Origin of the sequence: Ornithinimicrobium faecis (assembly GCF_023923225.1) — a bacterium.
In the GTDB taxonomy this organism is placed as follows: Bacteria; Actinomycetota; Actinomycetes; order Actinomycetales; family Dermatophilaceae; genus Ornithinicoccus; species Ornithinicoccus faecis.
Map to the genome: position 1 here is coordinate 38,676 of NZ_CP099489.1, position 19,035 is coordinate 57,710.

General features: G+C 65.4%; 15 protein-coding genes and 1 pseudogene. 11 read left to right on the top strand and 5 right to left on the bottom strand.

Annotated elements, in window-relative coordinates:
* Window positions 1-251: 251 nt before the first annotated feature.
* Window positions 252-1,601 (bottom strand): IS110 family RNA-guided transposase, encoded by a 1,350-nt coding sequence (locus tag NF556_RS00180; protein ID WP_252593486.1) that lies wholly within the window; start codon window positions 1,599-1,601, stop codon window positions 252-254.
* 383 nt (window positions 1,602-1,984) lie between these two features.
* On the opposite strand from NF556_RS00180, the pseudogene NF556_RS00185 reads away from it, so the two are divergent.
* A pseudogene (locus NF556_RS00185) lies at window positions 1,985-3,290 on the top strand (ISL3 family transposase).
* Between the two features lie 486 nt (window positions 3,291-3,776).
* Here NF556_RS00185 and NF556_RS00190 read toward each other — a convergent pair.
* The 4 genes from NF556_RS00190 to NF556_RS00205 are packed head-to-tail and all read right to left on the bottom strand — an operon-like array spanning window position 3,777 to window position 8,718.
* Window positions 3,777-4,985: a CaiB/BaiF CoA transferase family protein gene (locus NF556_RS00190; protein WP_252593488.1), complete on the bottom strand. Its 1,209-nt coding sequence runs from the start codon at window positions 4,983-4,985 to the stop codon at window positions 3,777-3,779.
* A complete protein-coding gene (locus NF556_RS00195; RefSeq protein WP_252593490.1) occupies window positions 4,982-6,403 on the bottom strand; it encodes a dihydroorotase in 1,422 nt (473 codons plus the stop codon). Before NF556_RS00195 ends, NF556_RS00190 begins: the two co-directional genes overlap by 4 nt.
* Before the next feature lie 49 nt (window positions 6,404-6,452).
* Window positions 6,453-7,910 carry an MmgE/PrpD family protein gene (locus NF556_RS00200; RefSeq protein WP_252593492.1) on the bottom strand — a complete coding sequence of 486 codons (1,458 nt, stop codon included), beginning with the start codon at window positions 7,908-7,910 and terminating at the stop codon, window positions 6,453-6,455.
* Window positions 7,903-8,718 carry a cyclase family protein gene (locus tag NF556_RS00205; protein WP_252593494.1) on the bottom strand — a complete coding sequence of 272 codons (816 nt, stop codon included), beginning with the start codon at window positions 8,716-8,718 and terminating at the stop codon, window positions 7,903-7,905. The genes NF556_RS00200 and NF556_RS00205 overlap by 8 nt, the downstream gene beginning before the upstream one ends.
* A 188-nt stretch (window positions 8,719-8,906) precedes the next feature.
* Between NF556_RS00205 and NF556_RS00210 the strand changes: the two genes are divergently transcribed.
* The 10 genes from NF556_RS00210 to NF556_RS00255 all read left to right on the top strand — a co-directional run bounded on the left by NF556_RS00210 (window position 8,907) and on the right by NF556_RS00255 (window position 18,989).
* A complete protein-coding gene (locus NF556_RS00210; RefSeq protein WP_252593496.1) occupies window positions 8,907-10,100 on the top strand; it encodes an ABC transporter substrate-binding protein in 1,194 nt (397 codons plus the stop codon).
* Between the two features lie 54 nt (window positions 10,101-10,154).
* Window positions 10,155-10,937 (top strand): ABC transporter ATP-binding protein, encoded by a 783-nt coding sequence (locus NF556_RS00215; protein WP_252593498.1) that lies wholly within the window; start codon window positions 10,155-10,157, stop codon window positions 10,935-10,937.
* 17 nt (window positions 10,938-10,954) lie between these two features.
* On the top strand, window positions 10,955-11,803 hold the full coding sequence (locus tag NF556_RS00220; RefSeq protein ID WP_252593500.1) for an ABC transporter permease: 849 nt from the start codon (window positions 10,955-10,957) through the stop codon (window positions 11,801-11,803).
* 7 nt (window positions 11,804-11,810) lie between these two features.
* On the top strand, window positions 11,811-13,091 hold the full coding sequence (locus NF556_RS00225; protein WP_256829694.1) for an aspartate aminotransferase family protein: 1,281 nt from the start codon (window positions 11,811-11,813) through the stop codon (window positions 13,089-13,091).
* Between the two features lie 67 nt (window positions 13,092-13,158).
* Window positions 13,159-14,586, top strand: coding sequence for an aldehyde dehydrogenase family protein (locus NF556_RS00230; protein WP_252593503.1), 1,428 nt, complete (start codon window positions 13,159-13,161; stop codon window positions 14,584-14,586).
* Window positions 14,587-15,321 (top strand): maleate cis-trans isomerase family protein, encoded by a 735-nt coding sequence (locus tag NF556_RS00235; RefSeq protein ID WP_252593504.1) that lies wholly within the window; start codon window positions 14,587-14,589, stop codon window positions 15,319-15,321.
* On the top strand, window positions 15,318-16,502 hold the full coding sequence (locus tag NF556_RS00240; protein ID WP_252593505.1) for an FAD-dependent oxidoreductase: 1,185 nt from the start codon (window positions 15,318-15,320) through the stop codon (window positions 16,500-16,502). Before NF556_RS00235 ends, NF556_RS00240 begins: the two co-directional genes overlap by 4 nt.
* Window positions 16,499-17,293 carry an aspartate/glutamate racemase family protein gene (locus tag NF556_RS00245; RefSeq protein ID WP_252593506.1) on the top strand — a complete coding sequence of 265 codons (795 nt, stop codon included), beginning with the start codon at window positions 16,499-16,501 and terminating at the stop codon, window positions 17,291-17,293. Before NF556_RS00240 ends, NF556_RS00245 begins: the two co-directional genes overlap by 4 nt.
* Window positions 17,294-17,328: 35 nt before the next feature.
* A complete protein-coding gene (locus tag NF556_RS00250; RefSeq protein WP_252593507.1) occupies window positions 17,329-18,117 on the top strand; it encodes an IclR family transcriptional regulator in 789 nt (262 codons plus the stop codon).
* A complete protein-coding gene (locus NF556_RS00255; protein WP_256829691.1) occupies window positions 18,117-18,989 on the top strand; it encodes an HpcH/HpaI aldolase/citrate lyase family protein in 873 nt (290 codons plus the stop codon). The genes NF556_RS00250 and NF556_RS00255 overlap by 1 nt, the downstream gene beginning before the upstream one ends.
* Window positions 18,990-19,035: the final 46 nt, after the last annotated feature.

A 19,035-nucleotide genomic window follows, 5' to 3' on the forward strand; every position in this document is an offset into this window, starting at 1 on the left:
GAGTGGCACCCCTGGGCCGCGTCGCCCGTACATCAGCGTGAGGCGTTTACGTCAAGGGGGCCGGTGCCCGGGGCCCGTCGTCGTCCCTGCATAGCGGTAATGGAGCTTGGTGGCTCGACAGCGTGTGATCGGGTTCGGTGACGACGGGCCGGGGCGGCCCTTGATGTCCGTCGAGATACCGGTGGTGGTTCTCAATGCCGCGGAAGGCTCGCCCCGGCCCTGCTGGTGACGCGCGACGCCTCGCGCGAGGGTCAGGCGGCCTCGAGCGGCCCCTGGGTCTTGGTGGCGCCGGTGGCAATGACGGGGTCCCAGGCTTGGCGGTGGACGACGACGGCGTGCAGCTGGCGCAGGATCGCCGCGGCGATGATGGTCTGCGCCTGCGTCGCCGTGAGCTTGTTCTGCTCGCGGGTGGTCAGGTGCCGGTACCGGGCGGCGTAGACCTTGTTCGTCTGCAGGCAGCCCCACACCGCCCGCCACGCCGCGGTGCGCAGGCCGGGTCGTCCGGCACCGGTCAGCCGGGCCTTGCCGGTGAACGTGCCGGACATCCGCTCCCGCGGTGCCAGGCCGGCGTGCTTGACCACGGCCCGCGCGGAGGTGAACCTCGACAGGTCACCCGTCTCGGCCAGGATCGCGGCGGCGCCGACCGCGGACAGGCCGGGGATGGTGGTGACCAGGCCGGTGAGGCCGAGCTCGTCGAGCACGACGGTCATGCGGGTCTCGACGTCGACCTGCTGCGTCCGGGCGGTGTCCCAGTCGGCCAGGACCCACTCGGCGCGTTCCAGGGCGCCGGACCCGTGGTCCAGCACGCCGGCGCGGTCGGCCAGCGCGGCGTAGACCTTGCGCACGATCCCCAGGCACGGGCGTACCTTGCCGCGACGGACCATCTCGGTGCGGACGAGGCGCTCGAACCGGGCCGCGCCCAGGCGGCGGGTGCGGTCCAGGTCCCCGCCGTCGCGGCGCAGGATCACGCTCAGCGCGGCCACCCAGGTGGTCGACTTGAACGGCTGCGCCGCCGCTGTCAATGCTGCGGGCCAGACGCACTCGAGCAGGTCACGCAGCTGCTGCACGCAGGCCACGTGCTCATCCAGGAGCTGGGCGCGGCGGGTGCCCAGGTGCCGCAACCGGCCCCACGTCCCATCGACCGGCTCAGGAAGGTAGCAGCGCAGCTGAGCGACCAGCCGCGCGATCAGCACGGCGTCCTTGTCGTCGGTCTTGTCGAACGTCAGGTCCTCGGACTTGCGCGCCCACGAGGAGATCGTCGGCTGCACGCACACGAAAGCCATGCCCCGGTCGGCCGCCAGCTGGCCCAGGACCCGCCACCGGTGCCCGGTCGGCTCGCACGCCACCGTCAGCCCGGCGAACCCGTGCCGGGTCGCGTGCTGTCGCGCCCAGTCCAGCGCGGCACCGAGGTCCCAGGCCTTGCACCGGAAGGTGCGCCCGGCCAGGACCCGGGAGTCGTGGTCGCACACCACGACCATCTGCTTACGCTCGGCCAGGTCGATCCCCACGATGGCATTGCCGATCGGGACCGCTTCGCGAAGGCGGGCCAGCCGGGCGTTCCGGTTCCGGTCACCACGCGAGACACCACTACGGTTAGACATTGAACGTCCTTCCTGAAGGCGATGGGATACCAAGCCCGACAAGCGCATCAGGAGGACGTTCCTCACGTCCAGACCCCAGCGCTACAACGCCTTCCGATGCCGCCCGCCATGAGAAAAATCATAATCGAACTGGCGTTCGCATAGGTCCTGCCGATCAGTTAGCGACGCCGGTCAACTACGCAGCCGGGTGTGGTGGACGCTAGGCACGGACCGCGCCGCTTCCCTCGCCACCCCGACCCTCTGTGCTATTCGACACGATTCCGTGCATTATCGGGCTCTTCGCAGTTGAGGGTGTAGAGGTCGTCCGCGCGTCGCTGGCTGGATGAGGGTCGAGGTCTTCCGATGATGGGAGTTCTCACACCGCCCATCCCAAAGACCTCGACGTGCCTGACGCTACTACCTTCGCCTGCCCCGACCTGACCACCTTCACCCAGCTGGATGAGCTCGGCCTGGAGGTGAACGGCCAGCTGCTTGAGCCCGAGCGCGCCGTCCTGAAGTGTCGGGTCGTGGAACCCGACGACTGGTGCCGCCGGTGCGGTTGTCAGGGCGTGGCCAGGGACACCGTCGTCCGTCGGCTCGCGCACGCGCCGTTCGGGTGGCGTCCTACCATCCTGCTGGTCACGGTGCGCCGGTACCGGTGCACCGAGTGCGGTCACGTGTGGCGTCAGGACACCACCGCCGCGGCCGAGCCGCGGGCGAAGATCTCCCGGGGCGGGCTGGCCTGGGCCCTGGTCGGCATCGTGGTCCAGCACCTGTCCATGGCTCGCGTCGCCGAGGGGCTGGGCGTGGCGTGGCACACCGCCAACGACGCTGTCCTGGCCGAAGGACACCGGCTGCTGATCGACGATCCGGCCCGTCTGGACGGCGTCGAGGTCCTCGGGGTCGACGAGCATTGTTTGGCGTCACACCCGCGGCGGGGACAAGTTCGTCACGGTGATCATCGACCTGACCCCGGTCCGTGACGGGACGGGGCCGGCGCGGCTGCTGGACATGGTCGAGGGCCGCTCGAAGAAAGCGTTCAAGACTTGGCTGCACGAGCGCGACCAGGCCTGGCGCGACGGGGTGCAGGTGGTGGCCATGGATGGCTTCTCCGGCTTCAAGACCGCCACCACCGAGGAGCTGCCGGAGGCGGTCAGCGTGATGGATCCGTTTCACGTAGTCCAGCTGGCCGGGGAGGCGATGGACGACTGTCGTCGCCGGGTCCAGCAGGAGACCTGCGGGCACCGAGGCCGCAAGAGCGACCCGCTGTAGTCCGCTCGCCGGACCCTGCACACCGGTGCTGACCTGCTCACCGACAAGCAGCAAGCCCGCCTTGAGGCGCTCTTCGCAGTCGAGCAGCACGTCGCGGTCGAGGCGACCTGGGGCATCTACCAGCGAATGGTCGCTGCTTACCGCGAACCCGACCGCAGCCAGGGCCGCGAGCAGATGCAGTCGGTGATCGATGCTCTCCGCCAGGGTGTCCCGGCCGGTCTGAGTGAGCTGCGCAGGCTGGGGCGCACCCTGACCCGCCGCGCCGAGGACGTCCTGGCCTACTTCGACCGTCCCCGCACATCGAATGGGCCTACAGAAGCGATCAACGGCCGCCTTGAGCACCTGAGGGGTTCCGCCCTTGGGTTCCGCAACCTCACCAACTACATCGCGCGAGCGCTCCTCGAGGCCGGCGGATTCAGACCCCGACTACACCCTTGATTGCGAAGAGCCTAATAACGCGTGGAGCGTCCGCCGCCGCCAGCACCACTACTGCGCTGCGGCCCTCGGCTCGGGTGGAGGCTACAGCCCCGCGCGTGGACAGTCCTGGCCGCCATCGCCTCAACCTGACCCGTGCCGCCGGTGTCCTGGCCTCCACCGGCCACGCCCGCGCCGGACGGCCACGATCCGCGCCCAACTGATCAACATCTCCGCCCGCATCGCCAACCGCGCCCGGCGGCTACGCCACTAACTGGCCCTGGCGGCCCCCACCGCTACAATCGTCCCCCAGAGCGACGTTCACCACACGCCGAGCACGTGGTCACAGACCGCCGGTGCTGGCAAGGGCAAGGGCAAGCTTGACCACGTGGACCGAGTTTGGAGTCGGGGTCGGAGGGATGGTCCCAGGATTGCCATATCTAGTCGACGCGCACCTGTTGGGTCGGCACACCACCGGTACCGTGCTAGGCAAGCGGCGAGAGTAGATGCTTACCGGATCACCCCGCGGTTTCGAAGCCTCTCGAGTTGCTCCTGCGACAGTTCCGCCACATGGGTCAGCACCTCGTCGGTGTCCTCGCCAAGACCCCGACCGGTGGACCGGATGCGGCCGGGAGTGCGCATCATCCGCCACATCACGTTTTGCATCTTCAGTGGCCCCAACGTCTCGTCCTCGACCGTGGTCACCAACTCCATCGCCTGGACCTGGGGGTCGGTCAGCAGTTCGCTCGGCCTATACACCGGCGCGACTGCAGCACCCGCCTCCTCAAACGCGGCGAGGACTTCCTCGCGCGTCCGGATACCGATCCACTCCCCCACGTGCCGGTCCAGGAGGTCGGCGTGTTGAGCCCGCTGTCGGCCGGTGGCGAACCAGGGCTCTGCGATCACCTCGGGATGCCCCACCAGACGCAGCACCCGCTCGGCGATCGTGTTTGCACTAGTCGAGATCGCTAGCCAATGCCCGTCGCTTGTCAGGTACGTGTTACGCGGGGAGTTGTTCTGCGACCGGTTTCCGGTGCGCTCCTGGTCGATACCCAGCTGGTCGGCGTAGATAACCCCCGGCCCGACCGCGGTCATAATCGGACTGAGCAGATCCAGGTCGATCTCCTGTCCCTTCCCGTCCCGGGCCCGCTGGAACAGCGCCATCGACACCGCTGCCGCCCCGGCGACCCCTGCGATCGAGTCAGCCAGCCCAAAGGCAGGCAGCGTCGGCGGCCCGTCCGGCCGTCCCGTCAGGTGCGCGAACCCGCTCATCGACTCGACTAACGTTCCGAACGCTGGCCTCTCCGCATACGGCCCGCTCTGACCGAAGCCGGTAACACGCAGCATGATCAAGCCCGGATTGTCCTGGGACAACTCCTCATACCCCAGCCCCCACTTCTCGAAGGTGCCCGGACGGAAGTTCTCTACCACCACGTCCGCAGACCGGGCCAGCGCCCGGAACGCCTCGGCACCCTCAGGATCGCCCAGGTAGAGCCCGACCGTGCGTTTATTGCGGCTGATCATCTTCCACCACAAGGGCTCGCCGTCCTTGTCGAGCCCGTGCCCACGCATCCCGTCTCCGTGAGTCGGGTGCTCGATCTTGATCACATCCGCCCCGTAGTCACCGAGGATCTGTGCGGTCAACGGACCCGCCAGGATTGTCGAGGCGTCCAGCACTCGAAGACCGGTCAAAGGCCCGTCAGTGGGCAGGTTGATCATGACGAAGCGTCGCTATTTCCTCGAGCCACGTAGCGTCCGTTGGGATCACCAACGATCCGTCCGTCAGCGAACACGTGGTGACCCCGAACGAACGTGTCTGTCACGACCGATTCCAGGGTGAAGCCGTCGAACGGGGTGTACTCCTGCGTCGACTCCGAGTCATCAGGGCGGATGACGGTCGACTGCGTGGGATCCACCAGTGCGATATCGGCATCGAAGCCCACCGCGATGTCGCCCTTATTGGGCAGGCCGAACCGCTGCGCCGGGTTCCAGGAAGTCAGTTGCGCGATCCGCCGCTCGGACAGCCCACGCTTAAGTCCGGCGCCGACGAGTCCGGGGAGCAGGTATTCGGCGCCGCCGAACCCCGACTTTGCCATGAAGACGTCATCGCGATCCTCACCGTGGCCGAACTTCATCTCGTCCTTGCAGCACGCGTGGTCACTGACGACCCAGTCGATGTCACCAGCGAGCAAGTGCTCCCACAGCGCCTCGACATCGTCTGCAGAGCGCAGCGGCGGGTTTACCTTGCCCCCGACACCTGCCGCGGTGTGGTAATCGGCGAGCAGGTGACCGATGGTGACCTCCCGTCGGAAGTTGATGTGGGGGAAGGCCTGTTGCATGGTTAGCGCAGCCTCCATCGCCTTGGCTGAACTGAGGTGCAGGAGGTTAATGTTGGGCAGCGCAGTCTCGTGGGCGAGGTAGGCGGCGATCGCGATCGCGAGGCCTTCGGAGTGCGGCGGCCGCGCGGCACTGTAGGCCTCGAGCCCCGTCAGCACACCCTCTGTCTGCACGAGCTGGGTGTAGGCCCGCATGATCTCGGCGGTCTCACAGTGCAGAGACAACGAGATCTGGTCGGCCAACTCCGGTTGTTCCTCGCGTAGTCGCTGTATGCCGCGCATCACGAACTCGAAGTGGGCGAAATCGTAGTGCTCGTCTTCCCCCAGCATGAGGAAATCTCGCTGGCTGGAGGACGCACCGTGCAACCCGAAGCCGCCGTAGAACATGAAGATCTTGAACGACGTGACGCCGAACTTCTCGGCGATCAGGGGTAGTTCCTCAATGTGTTGTCGCGACATCGGGGCGACGTGGAAGGCGTAGTCGATGTGAGCGCGGCCCTCGCACGCGGCGAGCACCTTGGGCAGGAACTGCTCATAGGGCCCGCCCTCGTTGAGGTAGTACTGCCCGGTCCGGGTGTAATTGATACCAGTGGTGACACCGCCCTGGGCAGCGGCACGCGACTCGGTGACCACGTCCTCCCGGTACGGGTTGTAGATCCCCCAGTGCTGGTGCGCGTCGACGGCGCCGGGGAACGCCAACTTCCCTTGGCCGTCGACCAGGGCGGCTGCGCGGTTGGCGTCGATCGACGGCGCTACGGCGGCAATTGTCTCGTCTTTGACGGCGATGTCACCGTCGAACACGTCAGCACTCGCGCTTGCCACGCGAACGTTCTTGATGAGTAGGTCGAACTCAGACATGTGAACTCCTTGGGGGGAACGGCTCCAGGACTGGGGTGGTGAGAATCGCGGTGTGGTGCTTGATTACCTCGCCGACGTCGTCGAGTTGCTCCAGGCAACTGACTGCTTGCTGAACGTGGGTGATCGCGGCGTCGTTCAACATCCGTGCGGCGTTGTCGCGGAACTTGGTCGAGAGTTCTTCAAAGCTCAGCGGGCGCTGCGGTCCGCCGCGGTTCACGAGGATCTTCTTGACCTGCTCGAGCCCGCTCGTCGTCCGTACCCGTAGAACGCACGGGAACTGGTTCGGGAAGATCCGGTCGCACTCGGGGTCGGCGACCACGCTGACTTTGGCCATTATCTTGCGCAGATCCGGATCGGTCGCCCTGGCCGTTGTGAAGTCATCTAGCCCGAGGCCCAGCCCGCTACCGCCGCTCAAGGCCGCCGCGATGACAAACGGTGCGCTGAATTGCGCCATGTATCCCGTCTCTGGAGCACGCTTGACGTGGATCGGGTCACCGATGGTGCGCACCGTCGAGGTCGGTACCCCGACTTCGATGTCTTCCACCTGCTCGGGACGGAGGCCTTCGGCACGCAGTTCCAGGGCCGCGTCGATAGCCGCATGTGTGAAGTGGTTGGCAGGATAGGGCTTGAAGAAGATGTCTGGCGTCGCCCACTGCGTACCGAGTCCTTCGGTGATCTCACTTGCGGTGAAGTTGCCGTGGAGCCACGCTTGGAAGAACCCGAACCGCCCCTCCAGTACGGTCGGTGGCCCCGTGAAGCCGAGTGCAACCAGTTGGGCCGCCGACACGGCCGCGTGGGCGGCCCAGCCGCAGTGCAGCCGTTTGACGGTGCCACCTGTTCGGTTGGACTCGATGATTCCAGCTGCCATTGATGCCGCGACTCCCAGAACGTCCGCGAGCCCCCGCTCATCGAGGCCGGAGAGCTTTCCGGCAGCAACGGCCGAGCCCAGGGCCCCCGCGATCGAGGTCGCGTGTTGACCGTGTTCGAAGAACGTCGAGGTGCCCGCCTCGCGGTCGTAGCCGGCCATACCAATCCGCACGCACACCTCGATACCGACTGCGATGGCAGCGATCACCTGTTCGCCGTTGGCGCGATTCGCCTCGCCCGCCGCGAGTGCTGCGGGAATCACCGAGGCGCTGGGGTGCAGCACAGAGGGCAAGTGGGTGTCGTCGTAGTCGAGGGAGTGAGCCAACACGCCGTTGGCGAAGGCTGCGGCCGCGGCCGGTACCTGCTCGGGGATGCCGATCGCGGTCGCCTGTGGGGCGCCACCCTGTGTCTTGACCCATTGCAAGGCCCCGTGGCTGGTGTCCAGTTCGGTAGCTGCGAAGCAGATCCCGAGGATGTCGAGGACGCGGCCGCGCACACTCTCGATGACCTCCCCTGGCAGGGTGTCAAACGAGACGCCTGCGGCGAAACGGGCCAGCTGCTGTGACAGAGTCGGTTCAGCCACGCGAGACCACCGCCAGCGGCCGCACCGGTGAACCGGTGGCTCCGAAGATGTTGAGTGGCGCGAGCACGAGCGTGAACTCATACACTCGATCGACTGAGATCTGCTCGAGGTTCATGGTCTCGATGATGTAGATGCCGCTCTCGACCAGGAACAGGCGGTGCACCGGCAGCAAGCCGTGACCGGCACCCGGCCTCAGATGCTCGAAGGCGATGGAATCGGCGCCGGCGGCGTGGATGCCCTGTGTTGCGAGCCACCGGGCGACGGCCTCACCGATCCCCGGCACACCCGTCGCGCCCCCGACGAAGGCCTGGCCCTCGTCGAACTTCGCGCCCCACCCTGACCGAATCAGCACCACGTCCCCTTTGCGCACCTCGGTCTGTTGGGCATTGAGAGCGTCCTGGAACTCGGTGAGTGTTATCTCGTGATCGCCGTCCAAAGTGGTCACGCCGAGGTGCGCGGCGACGTCGACCAGCACTCCGCGGCGGATCATCGGTTCGATGGTGTGGACACCATGCTGGACATACCGACCTCCGATGCACGCCTCTTCGGCGTCGACGCCGCCGAAGAGTGCACCGTCCTGGCTGACGTGAGCGAGCGCATCGATGTGGGTTCCCACGTGGGTGCCGGTCGTGATCATGTCGTTCGCCGCGCTCCCACCGTCGGCACGCACCGAATCCCCGTGCCTGCGGGGGACGACGTGCCAGAACGGCGGATGGTTCGGTGATTGCGGCATACCGATCCGGAGTTCGCGGGCGAGGTCGTAGGCCCTGACACCAGCGGAGACCACGTCTAGAAGCTGATCGGTCACAGAGACCCTCTCTTGGTTGTGAACGTCTGGCGTGGCGGGAGTCGCGCCGGCCCTGAGTAGCAACAAGTTCCACTCACTGGAACACGCCTCGTGAGTGAGGCATCGGAACCATCTAAGCACACCAAACCGTGTCTCGACCAGGGAATCCAAAAAAAAATTCTCCTAGCCATTGACGTAGGCCCCGACCGATGGCAGTCTTGGAGACACGAACCCAAGTTCCGCTGAACGGAACGGGACCGCCACTTGCTCTAGAGAGGGCAGATATGCACAAGTCAAGTGTTCTGAAGCCGTTAGCCGCGCTCGTGGCCCTGATGATGATGGTGACGGCGTGCTCCTCCGGCAACAGTGAGACAACCGAGGGCGACGACGGCTCGGAGACCACGGGCATCACTGTCGGGTTCGCGCGCAACACAGTGACTGCAGCGGAAGAGATCTTCACGTACGCGGTCCCTACGGGACTCGGCTTCTTCGAGGAGGAGGGGCTGGAGGTCGACATGGTCACCGCCGACGGATCGACTGCTGCGATCCAGGCGCTTTCCGGCGGCAGTGCTGACATCGCCTACGCCTCCTCGGCCAACATCCTGACCGCGATCGAGCAGGGTGTTCCGGTCAAGGCCTTCGCCGGCCTGACCCTGCACTGGCCGTACTACATCGGCGTCCCAGAAGACAGTGACATCGAATCGATAGAGGACCTCGAGGGCAAGCGGATCGGTGTCATCAGTCTCGCCTCCGCCTCCTACTCGGATGTCAAGGCCAACCTGGCCGAGGCAGGCCTGGAAGAGACCGATGTCGAGATCATCCCAGTCGGCGCGGGCGCCTCCGCCGCGGCTGCACTGGAGAACGGTGAGATCGACGCTGTCGACTCCTACACGGACTCGTTCACGGTGATGAACAACAGTGGCATCACACTGACCCTGCTCGAGCGACCGGCAAAGCTGGACGATCTGTTCAGCGTCACGATGGTGACGACCGAGGAGATGCTCGAGAACAACCCCGAGGCGCTGGCCGGCTTTGTCCGTGCCGCCTACAAAGGCATTGTCTACTCGCAGGTGAACCCCGAAGAGGCGCTGCAGCTGGGCTTTGATGAGTTCGACGTGCTCCCTGGTGCCGCAGACCCAGAGGGTGAAGAAGCTCAGGAGAGCCTGGCGGCCATGCAGACTGCCCTGCTCGACTCATTGCCGAAGGATCCTGCCGCCGACCCAGCGGAGTGGGGCAACTGGCTCGAACTCTCCGACGAGCGCTGGCAGGCAGTGATCGACTACGCCCTCACCACTGACCAGATCACCACCGAGATGACCGTGTCCGACGTTTGGGACGGATCTCTAATGTCGCAGTACTTCGACTTCGACCCCACCGCTGTAGCACAGACGGAAGAGCGGTAAGTGGAACCCGGAGGGGCCGACGAGCTCAACGGAGCACGAGGGAACAGCAGATCGATGAATCCTGGTCGGGCTCTCATTGAGGTGCGAGGCCTCACCAAGGTCTACCGACCGCGTCGATCGACTCCCACCATCGCACTCGACAACGTCGCCCTGTCCGTGGAGGAAGGCGAGTTCGTCGCTCTCGTCGGCCCCTCCGGCTGCGGCAAGACCACCATGCTGAAGATCCTCGCTGGCCTGGTGCCCACCTTCGACGGTCATGTCTCGCTGGGCGGGCACCCCGTCTCTGGTCCCAGCTCGGACGTCGGCGTCGTGTTCCAACAGCCCACCCTGCTGCCATGGCGCACGATTCTCGAGAACATCATGATTCCCATCGAGGTCCAGCGCCTCGACAAAGGGGCCGGTCTGGATCGAGCCCACCAGTTGATGGACACCGTGGGCCTGGCAGGATTCGGAGACAAATACCCCAAGGAGCTCTCCGGCGGCATGCAACAGCGCGCCGGGATCTGCCGGGCGCTCATCCACGACCCCAAGGTGCTGCTCATGGATGAGCCGTTCGGCGCCCTCGATGCCATGACCAGAGAGTTCATGAACGAGGAGCTGCAACGGATCTGGCTCACCAGCGGGAAGACCGTGGTCTTCGTGACCCACTCCATCCCCGAAGCCGCCTTCCTGGCCGACCGAGTCGTGGTCATGACACCACGGCCGGGTCGCATCGCTGAGGTCGTCGACGTCGACCTCAGTCGCCCGCGATCCCTCGGCGATATGGCCACCGCGGCTGCCGGGATCACACTGGATCGCATCCGTGCGCACTTTAACAACAGTTCAATGGTTGACTGAGCGAAAGGGAGCCAGCGATGACAAATACCACCCCCGCCCCGGCCGCCACGACCAACGAGGCGGCCAAGAAGGACCAGGCGAACCTCGCTTCCCTGTTCGCCAGGAAGCCCGAGTTCTACCTTGTGCCGCTCGTCTTCGTAGTCATCATCACCGCTTGGGAACTGTCGGTTCGACTCTTCGATATTCCGAAGATAGTCCTGCCCGGGCCCCTCGCGGTTGCCTCCGCCTTCACCGATCTCGTATCCCAAGACACATTCTGGGCCCACCTCTGGGTTACATCGCGCGAGGTCCTGTTGGGCTACGGGTTAGGTGTCTTGATCGCTCTGGTGCTCGGCGCGCTGATCTCGCAGGCGCGGGTGCTCGAACGTGCGTTCATGCCGTATGTCGTCGCGTTCCAGACTATCCCAAGCGTCGCGCTCGCGCCCCTTTTCGTGGTCTGGTTCGGCTTCGGCGAACTATCCAAAATCGTCATGGCAGCAATCATCTCGTTCTTCCCGATCCTGGTGAACGTCATCGCTGGCCTGAAGGCATCCGATCCCGACCAACTGCAGATGATGCGTTCCTTCGGGGCGAATTCGGGACAAGTATTCTGGAAAGTCAAGATCCGGAACTCACTTCCGTATGTCTTCACCGGGTTGAAGATCGGCGCCCTGTTCGCTCTCGTGGGAGCGATCGTTGGGGAGTTCGTCGGAGCCAGCCACGGACTCGGATACCTCATCCTTCAGTACAATTACCAGTTCAACATCGCGGGGATGTTCTCGGTCCTCATCGTGCTGGCAGTGATCGGCATGACTCTTCACGCCTTCATCAGCATGATCGAACGGCGCGTGGTGTTCTGGGCCGGAGAGGACAGCCATGCGGCATAGCCTGAGGATGTCGCGAACCTTCGACGCGTCGCGCGCCTACCGTGATCGCGCCGTCAGGTCTTTGCCCCGAGGCGTCTCATCCTCTCCCCGCGCCTCCCAACGTCCGGTTGCGATCGTGCAGGAGCACGCCGACGGCTGCCACGTCACCGACACCGACGGCAACACCTACATCGACTACGCACTCGGATACGGTCCCCTGCTGTTGGGTCACACCCCGGGGCCCGTGCTCGACGCGGTGCGTCGCGCGCTCGACCTGGGGTTACGCACCGGAGGCGTCACCGCGGGCGAGGCCGAGTTGGCCGAACGAGTAGCCGAGTGCGTCCCGAGCGCCGAAGTCACGACCTTCCTCAGCTCCGGCACCGAGGCTGTGCAACTGGCACTGCGCATCGCTCGGTCAGAGACGGCACGCACCCGGGTAGTGAAGTTCAGGGGCCACTACCACGGCTGGGCCGACAGCATGCACGTCGCCAACGCACCAGGCAGTGACGACCCGACCACCACCGGTCAGGATCCCCTTGCCGCCGAGAACGTCATTCTGCTCGACTGGGGCGATCTGAAAGCGCTGAACGAGACCCTCGACGACACGATCGCCGCCGTAATCACCGAGCCCGCCGCTGTCAACGCCGGTTGTTTCGAGCCCGAGCCAGGTTTCCTCGAGGGATTACGACGCGCCACCACAGCCAACGGCACGATGCTGATCTTCGACGAGATCATCACCGGCTTCCGACTCGGACTCGGTGGTGCCCAGGGCAGATACGGGGTCAACCCCGACCTCACGGTACTCGGCAAAGCGCTAGGAGCGGGGTTGCCCATCAGTGCAGTCACCGGAAGTAGGGCCGCGATGCGGCCCGTGGCTTCAGGGCGCATGCTCCACCGAGGCACCTACAACGGCAACCCCCTCTCGGTTGCTTCCGGCAACGCCTGCCTGAAGCAACTAGCAAATAGCGCCGACGTGCTGTACCCCCGCATGGAGGCGCAGGTAACCCGGCTCGCGGCGGGGATCCGCGAGGCCGCGGAGCGACTGGCCGCACCTGTGCACGTCAACCACGTCGGGACCTGCCTGCAGGTCTTCGTGTCACCGAGTCCAGTTGAACGACTCACCGACACTATCGGCCTGGACAAGGAGGCCGTACTCGAGCTCTCCGGGCTACTGGTGGAACGCGGCGTGATGACGTTGCCACGTGGTCTGATGTACCTCTCGGTCGAGCACACGGAGGCGGACATCGACGACACCATCTGGGCGTTCGAGTCAGCACTCGACGCATTCACTCACGGCACTACCAACTGACCACCCCGGAGGGATGGCTATGACCCTGGACTCGAGGCACCGGTTGGCGCCGACGACCCAACCCGAGATGACAATCAATGGCGAGTCCGTCCGCGGTGCAGGAACCGTTCTCGCCATCCCCAACCCGGCCACGGGTGAACTCCTCGCCGAGGTGCCCTCTGCCTCGATGGACCAGGTGGACCAGGCAGCGACCGCTGCTGCGACCGCACTCTCTGGCTGGGCTGCCACGCCACGTGCCGAACGCTCCCGGCTGATCCACCGGTTCTGCGACCAGCTCGAGGCGGCCTCCGACCACCTCATCTCCACGATCATCAACGAGGTGGGCACACCCGTGACACTGGCGGAGTCGCTGCAGATCGGCTTCCCCATCGAGCAGATGCGCTGGTATGCCGATCTGATCCGTGCCGATGACTCAGTCGACCTAGGCGTGGCCACTTATGGGCAACCGCGCCGTTCTGTGGTCTACCACCGCCCGGTGGGAGTCGTCGCGGCCATCTCCGCATACAACTATCCCCTGCACCTGGGGATGTGGAAGGTCGGCGCAGCGCTCGCCGCGGGATGCACTATCGTGCTGATGCCCTCGCCGCGAACCCCGCTCGCGGTGCTCGCAGTGGGACGGATCGCCCGTGAGTCCGGCCTGCCCGACGGTGTGCTTAATGTCATCGTCGGTGGGCCCGACGTTGGGCGGGCGCTGACCGAGAACCCCCAGGTAAACAAGATCTCATTCACCGGCTCCGACGCAGTCGGGCAGCACATCATTTCCCAATCTGCGGCCGGGATCAAGAGGGTCACCCTGGAACTCGGCGGTAAGTCCCCGGCGATCATCCTGGAGGGCGCAGACCTCATGGTCGCCGCGAACCAGGTACATCGCCGCTACACCCGCAACGCCGGCCAGGGGTGCGCCTCTCCCACCCGGCTCCTCGTCCACCGGGACGCCGTCTCGGACTTCATCGCCGCAACGGAGCAGGTATACGACGACCTGGTCGTGGGTGACCCATGGGACCGTGCGACAGATGTCGGACCGGTGATACGTCCAGAACACCGGGATCGGATCGAGGGCATGGTCTCCGACGCCATCGGCCGGGGGGCCCGGATCGCCGTTGGCGGCGGCCGCCCCGAATTCGCCGGGGGCTGGTGGGTGAACCCGCTGATGCTCACCGGACTAGACAACTCCGACCCCATCGCCCAGAACGAGGTCTTCGGGCCGGTGTCGGTCCTGCTGCCGTACTCGACCCTCGACGAAGCGATTGCCATAGCGAACGACTCAAGGTTCGGGCTGAACGGCTACCTCTACGGCGACCCCGAGATCGCCGCAACAGTCGCTCCGCAACTTCGCGTCGGCACCGTCGCCATCAACGAAGCCAGCGGCCTTCGCCCGGACGCCCCCTTCGGCGGCTTCGGCTTCAGCGGTATCGGCCGGGAGGGCGGCGTGTGGGGACTTTCGGCCTTCCAGGAAACCCAACACATCCAGTACCCACTCAGCAAGGACGGTTAAGTGTCAAATCTGCAGCACCGCGCCGGAGTCATCGTGCCACCCGCCAATCCGACAGTTGAGCCAGAGTTCGCCGACCTCATCTCGCCAGGTCTGGCCCTGCACACAACCCGGTTCCCGGTGTTCACCGGCTGGGATCAGAAGCAGCGCAACCAGGGATACCTGGACGCCCTCCCCACCTCGATCACCACCTTCGGCACCCTCGCGCTCGACTCGGTGTTCGTCGCCTGCACCGGGTCCCACTACCTACTCTCCCCCGAGGACGACGCGATGCTATGCCAGGAACTCAGCCGGCAGGCAGGAACTGAGGTGCGGTCGGCGACCCTAACGATCACCGACGCCCTGACCGACCTCGGCGCCCGCGAGATCGTCGTAGCCTCACCTTACGAGGACTGGCTCACCGAACTGTCCCACCGCTACTGGGAAGCTGCCGGGTTCCCCGTCACCCAGGTCGTACGGGTGCGGTCTCAACAAGGTTTCAACCCCTACGACGTCACGGACGAGTCGCTGGCGGAGCAGGTGGATGCGGCGGGAGTGGCCGAAGACGCCGTCATCCTGTTCACCGGCACCGGAATGCCCACCGTCGGAGCTATGACCCGGCTGTCCTCGGGCAACCGGCGCCGCGTCATCTCCTCAAACCTGTGTGGCGCACGGTGGCTGCAGCGCCACCACCCAGGTGGTGGCCGACACCATCTACTCGCCCGGCTAGAAGCCCAGATTGCCGAGTTTTCCGGATGAACGAACAACACGACGTCCTCATCGCCGGCGCCGGCCCAGTCGGTCTGTTCGCGGCGCTACGGCTCGCCCAACAGGGCGTCGACGTCCTGGTGGTGGAAGCCGAACCCACGCTCGGCACAGTCTCGAAGGCGTCCACGTTCCACCCCTCCACGCTCGACCTGCTCGACGAGGCAGGTGCTGCTGATGAGTTGCTGCACCAAGGCGTCCTCGTCGATGAGATCCAGTGGCGCGACCTTGACGCCACCATTCTGGCTAGCATCCCCTTCTCCCTACTCGCCGAACACACGGCATACCCATACCGCTTACACGCTGAGCAGACCCTGCTCACACCCATCCTGCTACGGCAACTACGTGCCATCAACACAGACTCCGTCCGCTTCTCATCCCGGTGCGAGAGCCTGGTCCAGGACTCGGACGGAGTGTCGGCAACGATAGCCACCGCAGACGGCAGCTACACCGTCAAGAGCCCGTTCCTGCTGGCCGCCGACGGTGCTCACAGCGAGGTGCGCAAACAGCTGGGAATCGACTTCCCCGGACAGGCCTATGAGTCCCGCGCGCTGCGGGTGATCACCAAGGAAGACTTGCGCGAGCACCTGCCAGGGCTCTCCGGCATCACGTACGTACGTGACGCGAGACAGTCATGCAGTCTGCTCCAGATGCGGGACCACTGGCGGTTCATCTTCCGCGTCGCCGACAAGTCCAGCGACGCCGAAGCGTTGGAACCCTCGACGGTACGGCAGTTGGTCGACACCGTCGCCCCCGGCGTGAGCATTTCGATGGCTGAGGTCTACAGCAATCGGGCACACGTCGCCAGCAGCACCGTCCTCGGCCGGGTCGCGCTCATAGGGGATTCCGCCCACGTCACGACGACGGCCGGCGGCATGAACATGAACTGCGGGCTGCACGACGCGTATGCCATGGCTCGCGCTACCGCTCAAGCCCTCGACGGCTCGCCGCTGGCGGCTTTCGAAGACGCCGGGGACGAGCGGCGACGCGTCGTGCGGGACGTTATCGTCCCGCGCACCGAGTCCCGTGCGGCAGGCTCGGACGGGGACACGGACGCCCTCACCATGGCCATCGCGGCGGCTAAGGCGCTCGCGGAGGATCCTCACCGCGCGTTCACCTTCCTGTATGAGGCATCCCTATTCGACACGGCACCGAGGCTAAGGCGTAAGCGATGACCAGGATCTGGTTCCAAAAACACACCGTCGAGGGACGTCTCCCGTTGCTCGACCAGTGGTATGCGGACCATCTGAGGCGGATCGCCCGGCCGGGCACGGTCATCGACATCCACACCCTGCCGGCCGAGGCGTACCCCAAATCAATCCCCGAGGGAGTCGTCCGCTTCGGAGCCGTGGAGACCTTCTTCAGCCACTACTTCGCCCGCCAGGCGTATGAGGCCGAGCGGCAGGGGTACGACGCTTTCGTGATAGGCACATCCCAGGATCCCGGCCTGCGCGAGGGGCGGTCGCTCGCCGGAATCCCCGTGCTCGGATACGGGGAAACTTCCTTTCACATGGCAGGGATGACAGGGCACGACTTCGGCATCGTAGGCTTCATCCCAGAACTCGCCGAACCGCTCGCCGAGAACATCAAGGCCAGCGGTCTGCAGCACCGATTCCGCGGTTTCAGCTACATCCAAGACGGAGCCCAGTTCGTGACAAAGGCACTGCAGGGCCAAACCGGCCCATTCCTCGAGGCGTTCGAGGAGGCCGCCGGGCGCGCCATAGCCAGCGGTGCCCAACTCATTATCCCAGGCGAGGGGCTACCCAACGAGATCCTGGTCCAGGAGGGCATCACCAGCATCGGGGACGTGCCGATCCTGGACCCGGACGGACTCCTGGTGAAGATGGCCGAGAGCCTCGTCGACCTGAAAACCTTAGGCATCCTGTCGCGATCCGCGGCGGGCTACTGGAACCGCCGCCCGGATCCGGACTACCTGGATCACCTGGCGACGGTGTTCTGGAAGTGAGCGGGGGTCTCATGGCATCGCACGGCGGACCAGTAATGACCTTGAGCAGCGAGACCAGACCCCAGGATGGTGCAGAGTCAACCACAGCACGGGTAGCCGATGTGCTTCTGGCGTTCGCTGGGGCCGACAGTCCGCTCGGAATCACCGACGTAGCCCGCGCGACCAACCTCAGCAAGGCGGTCGTCCACCGCATCGTCCAAACGCTATGCAGCAAGAGTTTCGTGTGGCAGGATCCGGTCACCCGAAAGTACCGTCTGGGGATGGCCGCCTTCGCCCTGGCAGACTCTGCAAACCAAGCATCTGAATTCCGGAGGATCGGGATGTCCATCCTGGCGGACCTCACCGAAGCAACAGGTGAGACCACCACCCTCTCGGGTCGGGTCGGACACCGCCGCGTGTACGTCGGCCAGGTAGAGAGCCGACAACTGGTTCGCATCTCTGTACAAGTCGGGACAGCTCTGCCGCTGACTGTCGGTGCCTCCGGAGCCGCCATCCTCGCCTTCCTCCCCGACAACGAGATCGAAGCGGCGCTCGCCATTCCGATCCCGATGATGAGCGAGTACACCGTCACGGAACCTTCAGAGGTTCGTGCGCGGCTTCGAGAAGTCGTCCGTGACGGATACGCTCACACCACGAACGAACGAGTGAAGGATTCCACCGGTTTCGCAGCCCCGGTGTGGAGTCCGTCGAACGAAGTAGTCGGCTGCATCAGCATCGCTGCGCTTACCTCTCGACTGACGCCGGAGCGCGAAGAGGATCTCGGTCAGCAGGTCATCCGGGCCGCCACCACACTGACCGAGCGCCTGCGTGGTCGGATCCCATGATGCCGTCTAGTTTCCCCGTAGCTCGTACCCTGCTTTACGTGCCTGGCGACCGTCCGGATCGCATCGCAAAAGCGCTCACATCCGGTGCCGATGTGGTTTCGATCGACCTAGAGGATGCCGTCGCCCCCAGCCACAAGGCGGTGGCGCGAGCGGGGCTCGCAGACGTCTTTGCGGAATGGCACGGTATTCCCGCGGTCCAGGTGCGTATCAACGGGCGAGGGTCCGATTGGCACGAGGAGGACATAGCGGCGGTCGCCGAACTGCCGCGGCTGGTCGCCGTACGTATCCCCAAGGCCACCACCGCTGACGATGTCCGGGCGATCACACAATCCCTGCCTGGGCGGGAAGTTCATGCCCTGATCGAGTCGGCTCTCGGCGCGGAGAACGCCTTCGAAATCGCCCGGTCCGGGGTCACGTCCGTCGGCCTCGGTGAAGCAGATCTGCGCTCACAACTCGGTCTGCCGGCCGGACCCGACGGTGATCCAGGCCTGGACTGGCCACGAACGCGCATAGTGTATGCGGCTGCGGCGGCAGGGCTGCCGCCGCCGCTGATGAGCGTGTACCCCCACGTGCGCGACCTCGACGGGCTCCGGGCGTCGTGCGCTGCCGGACGTCGCATCGGCTTCTTCGGACGCGCGGCCATCCACCCGGGCCAACTTGCCACGATCCAGGAGGCATTCACGCCGAGTGCTGCCGACGTCGATCGGGCACGAGAGACCCTCAAACTGCTGGCTGGTGCCGAGTCGGACAGGACGGGGACCGCGACGCTGTCTGACGGGTCGTTTCTCGATGTGGCGATGCTCCGGGCTGCCTTGCGTACCGTTGCTATCGCTGAACTTTCAGGCACCGAACGCCCTCAGGTTGTTGACTAGCCCCGGTCATTCATGAGGAGGCTGAGTCCCGCGTCGTTGGGTGAGA

What these genes read in the sequence shown, in the direction of transcription:
- NF556_RS00190 (WP_252593488.1), bottom strand. Translation starts at nt 4,985, where the DNA reads ATGATCAACCTGCCCACTGACGGGCCTTTGACCGGTCTTCGAGTGCTG.
- NF556_RS00220 (WP_252593500.1), top strand. Translation starts at nt 10,955, where the DNA reads ATGACAAATACCACCCCCGCCCCGGCCGCCACGACCAACGAGGCGGCC.
- NF556_RS00255 (WP_256829691.1), top strand. Translation starts at nt 18,117, where the DNA reads ATGCCGTCTAGTTTCCCCGTAGCTCGTACCCTGCTTTACGTGCCTGGC.
- NF556_RS00250 (WP_252593507.1), top strand. Translation starts at nt 17,329, where the DNA reads ATGACCTTGAGCAGCGAGACCAGACCCCAGGATGGTGCAGAGTCAACC.
- NF556_RS00225 (WP_256829694.1), top strand. Translation starts at nt 11,811, where the DNA reads ATGTCGCGAACCTTCGACGCGTCGCGCGCCTACCGTGATCGCGCCGTC.
- NF556_RS00215 (WP_252593498.1), top strand. Translation starts at nt 10,155, where the DNA reads ATGAATCCTGGTCGGGCTCTCATTGAGGTGCGAGGCCTCACCAAGGTC.
- NF556_RS00245 (WP_252593506.1), top strand. Translation starts at nt 16,499, where the DNA reads ATGACCAGGATCTGGTTCCAAAAACACACCGTCGAGGGACGTCTCCCG.
- NF556_RS00210 (WP_252593496.1), top strand. Translation starts at nt 8,907, where the DNA reads ATGGCAGTCTTGGAGACACGAACCCAAGTTCCGCTGAACGGAACGGGA.
- NF556_RS00240 (WP_252593505.1), top strand. Translation starts at nt 15,318, where the DNA reads ATGAACGAACAACACGACGTCCTCATCGCCGGCGCCGGCCCAGTCGGT.
- NF556_RS00180 (WP_252593486.1), bottom strand. Translation starts at nt 1,601, where the DNA reads ATGTCTAACCGTAGTGGTGTCTCGCGTGGTGACCGGAACCGGAACGCC.
- NF556_RS00230 (WP_252593503.1), top strand. Translation starts at nt 13,159, where the DNA reads ATGACAATCAATGGCGAGTCCGTCCGCGGTGCAGGAACCGTTCTCGCC.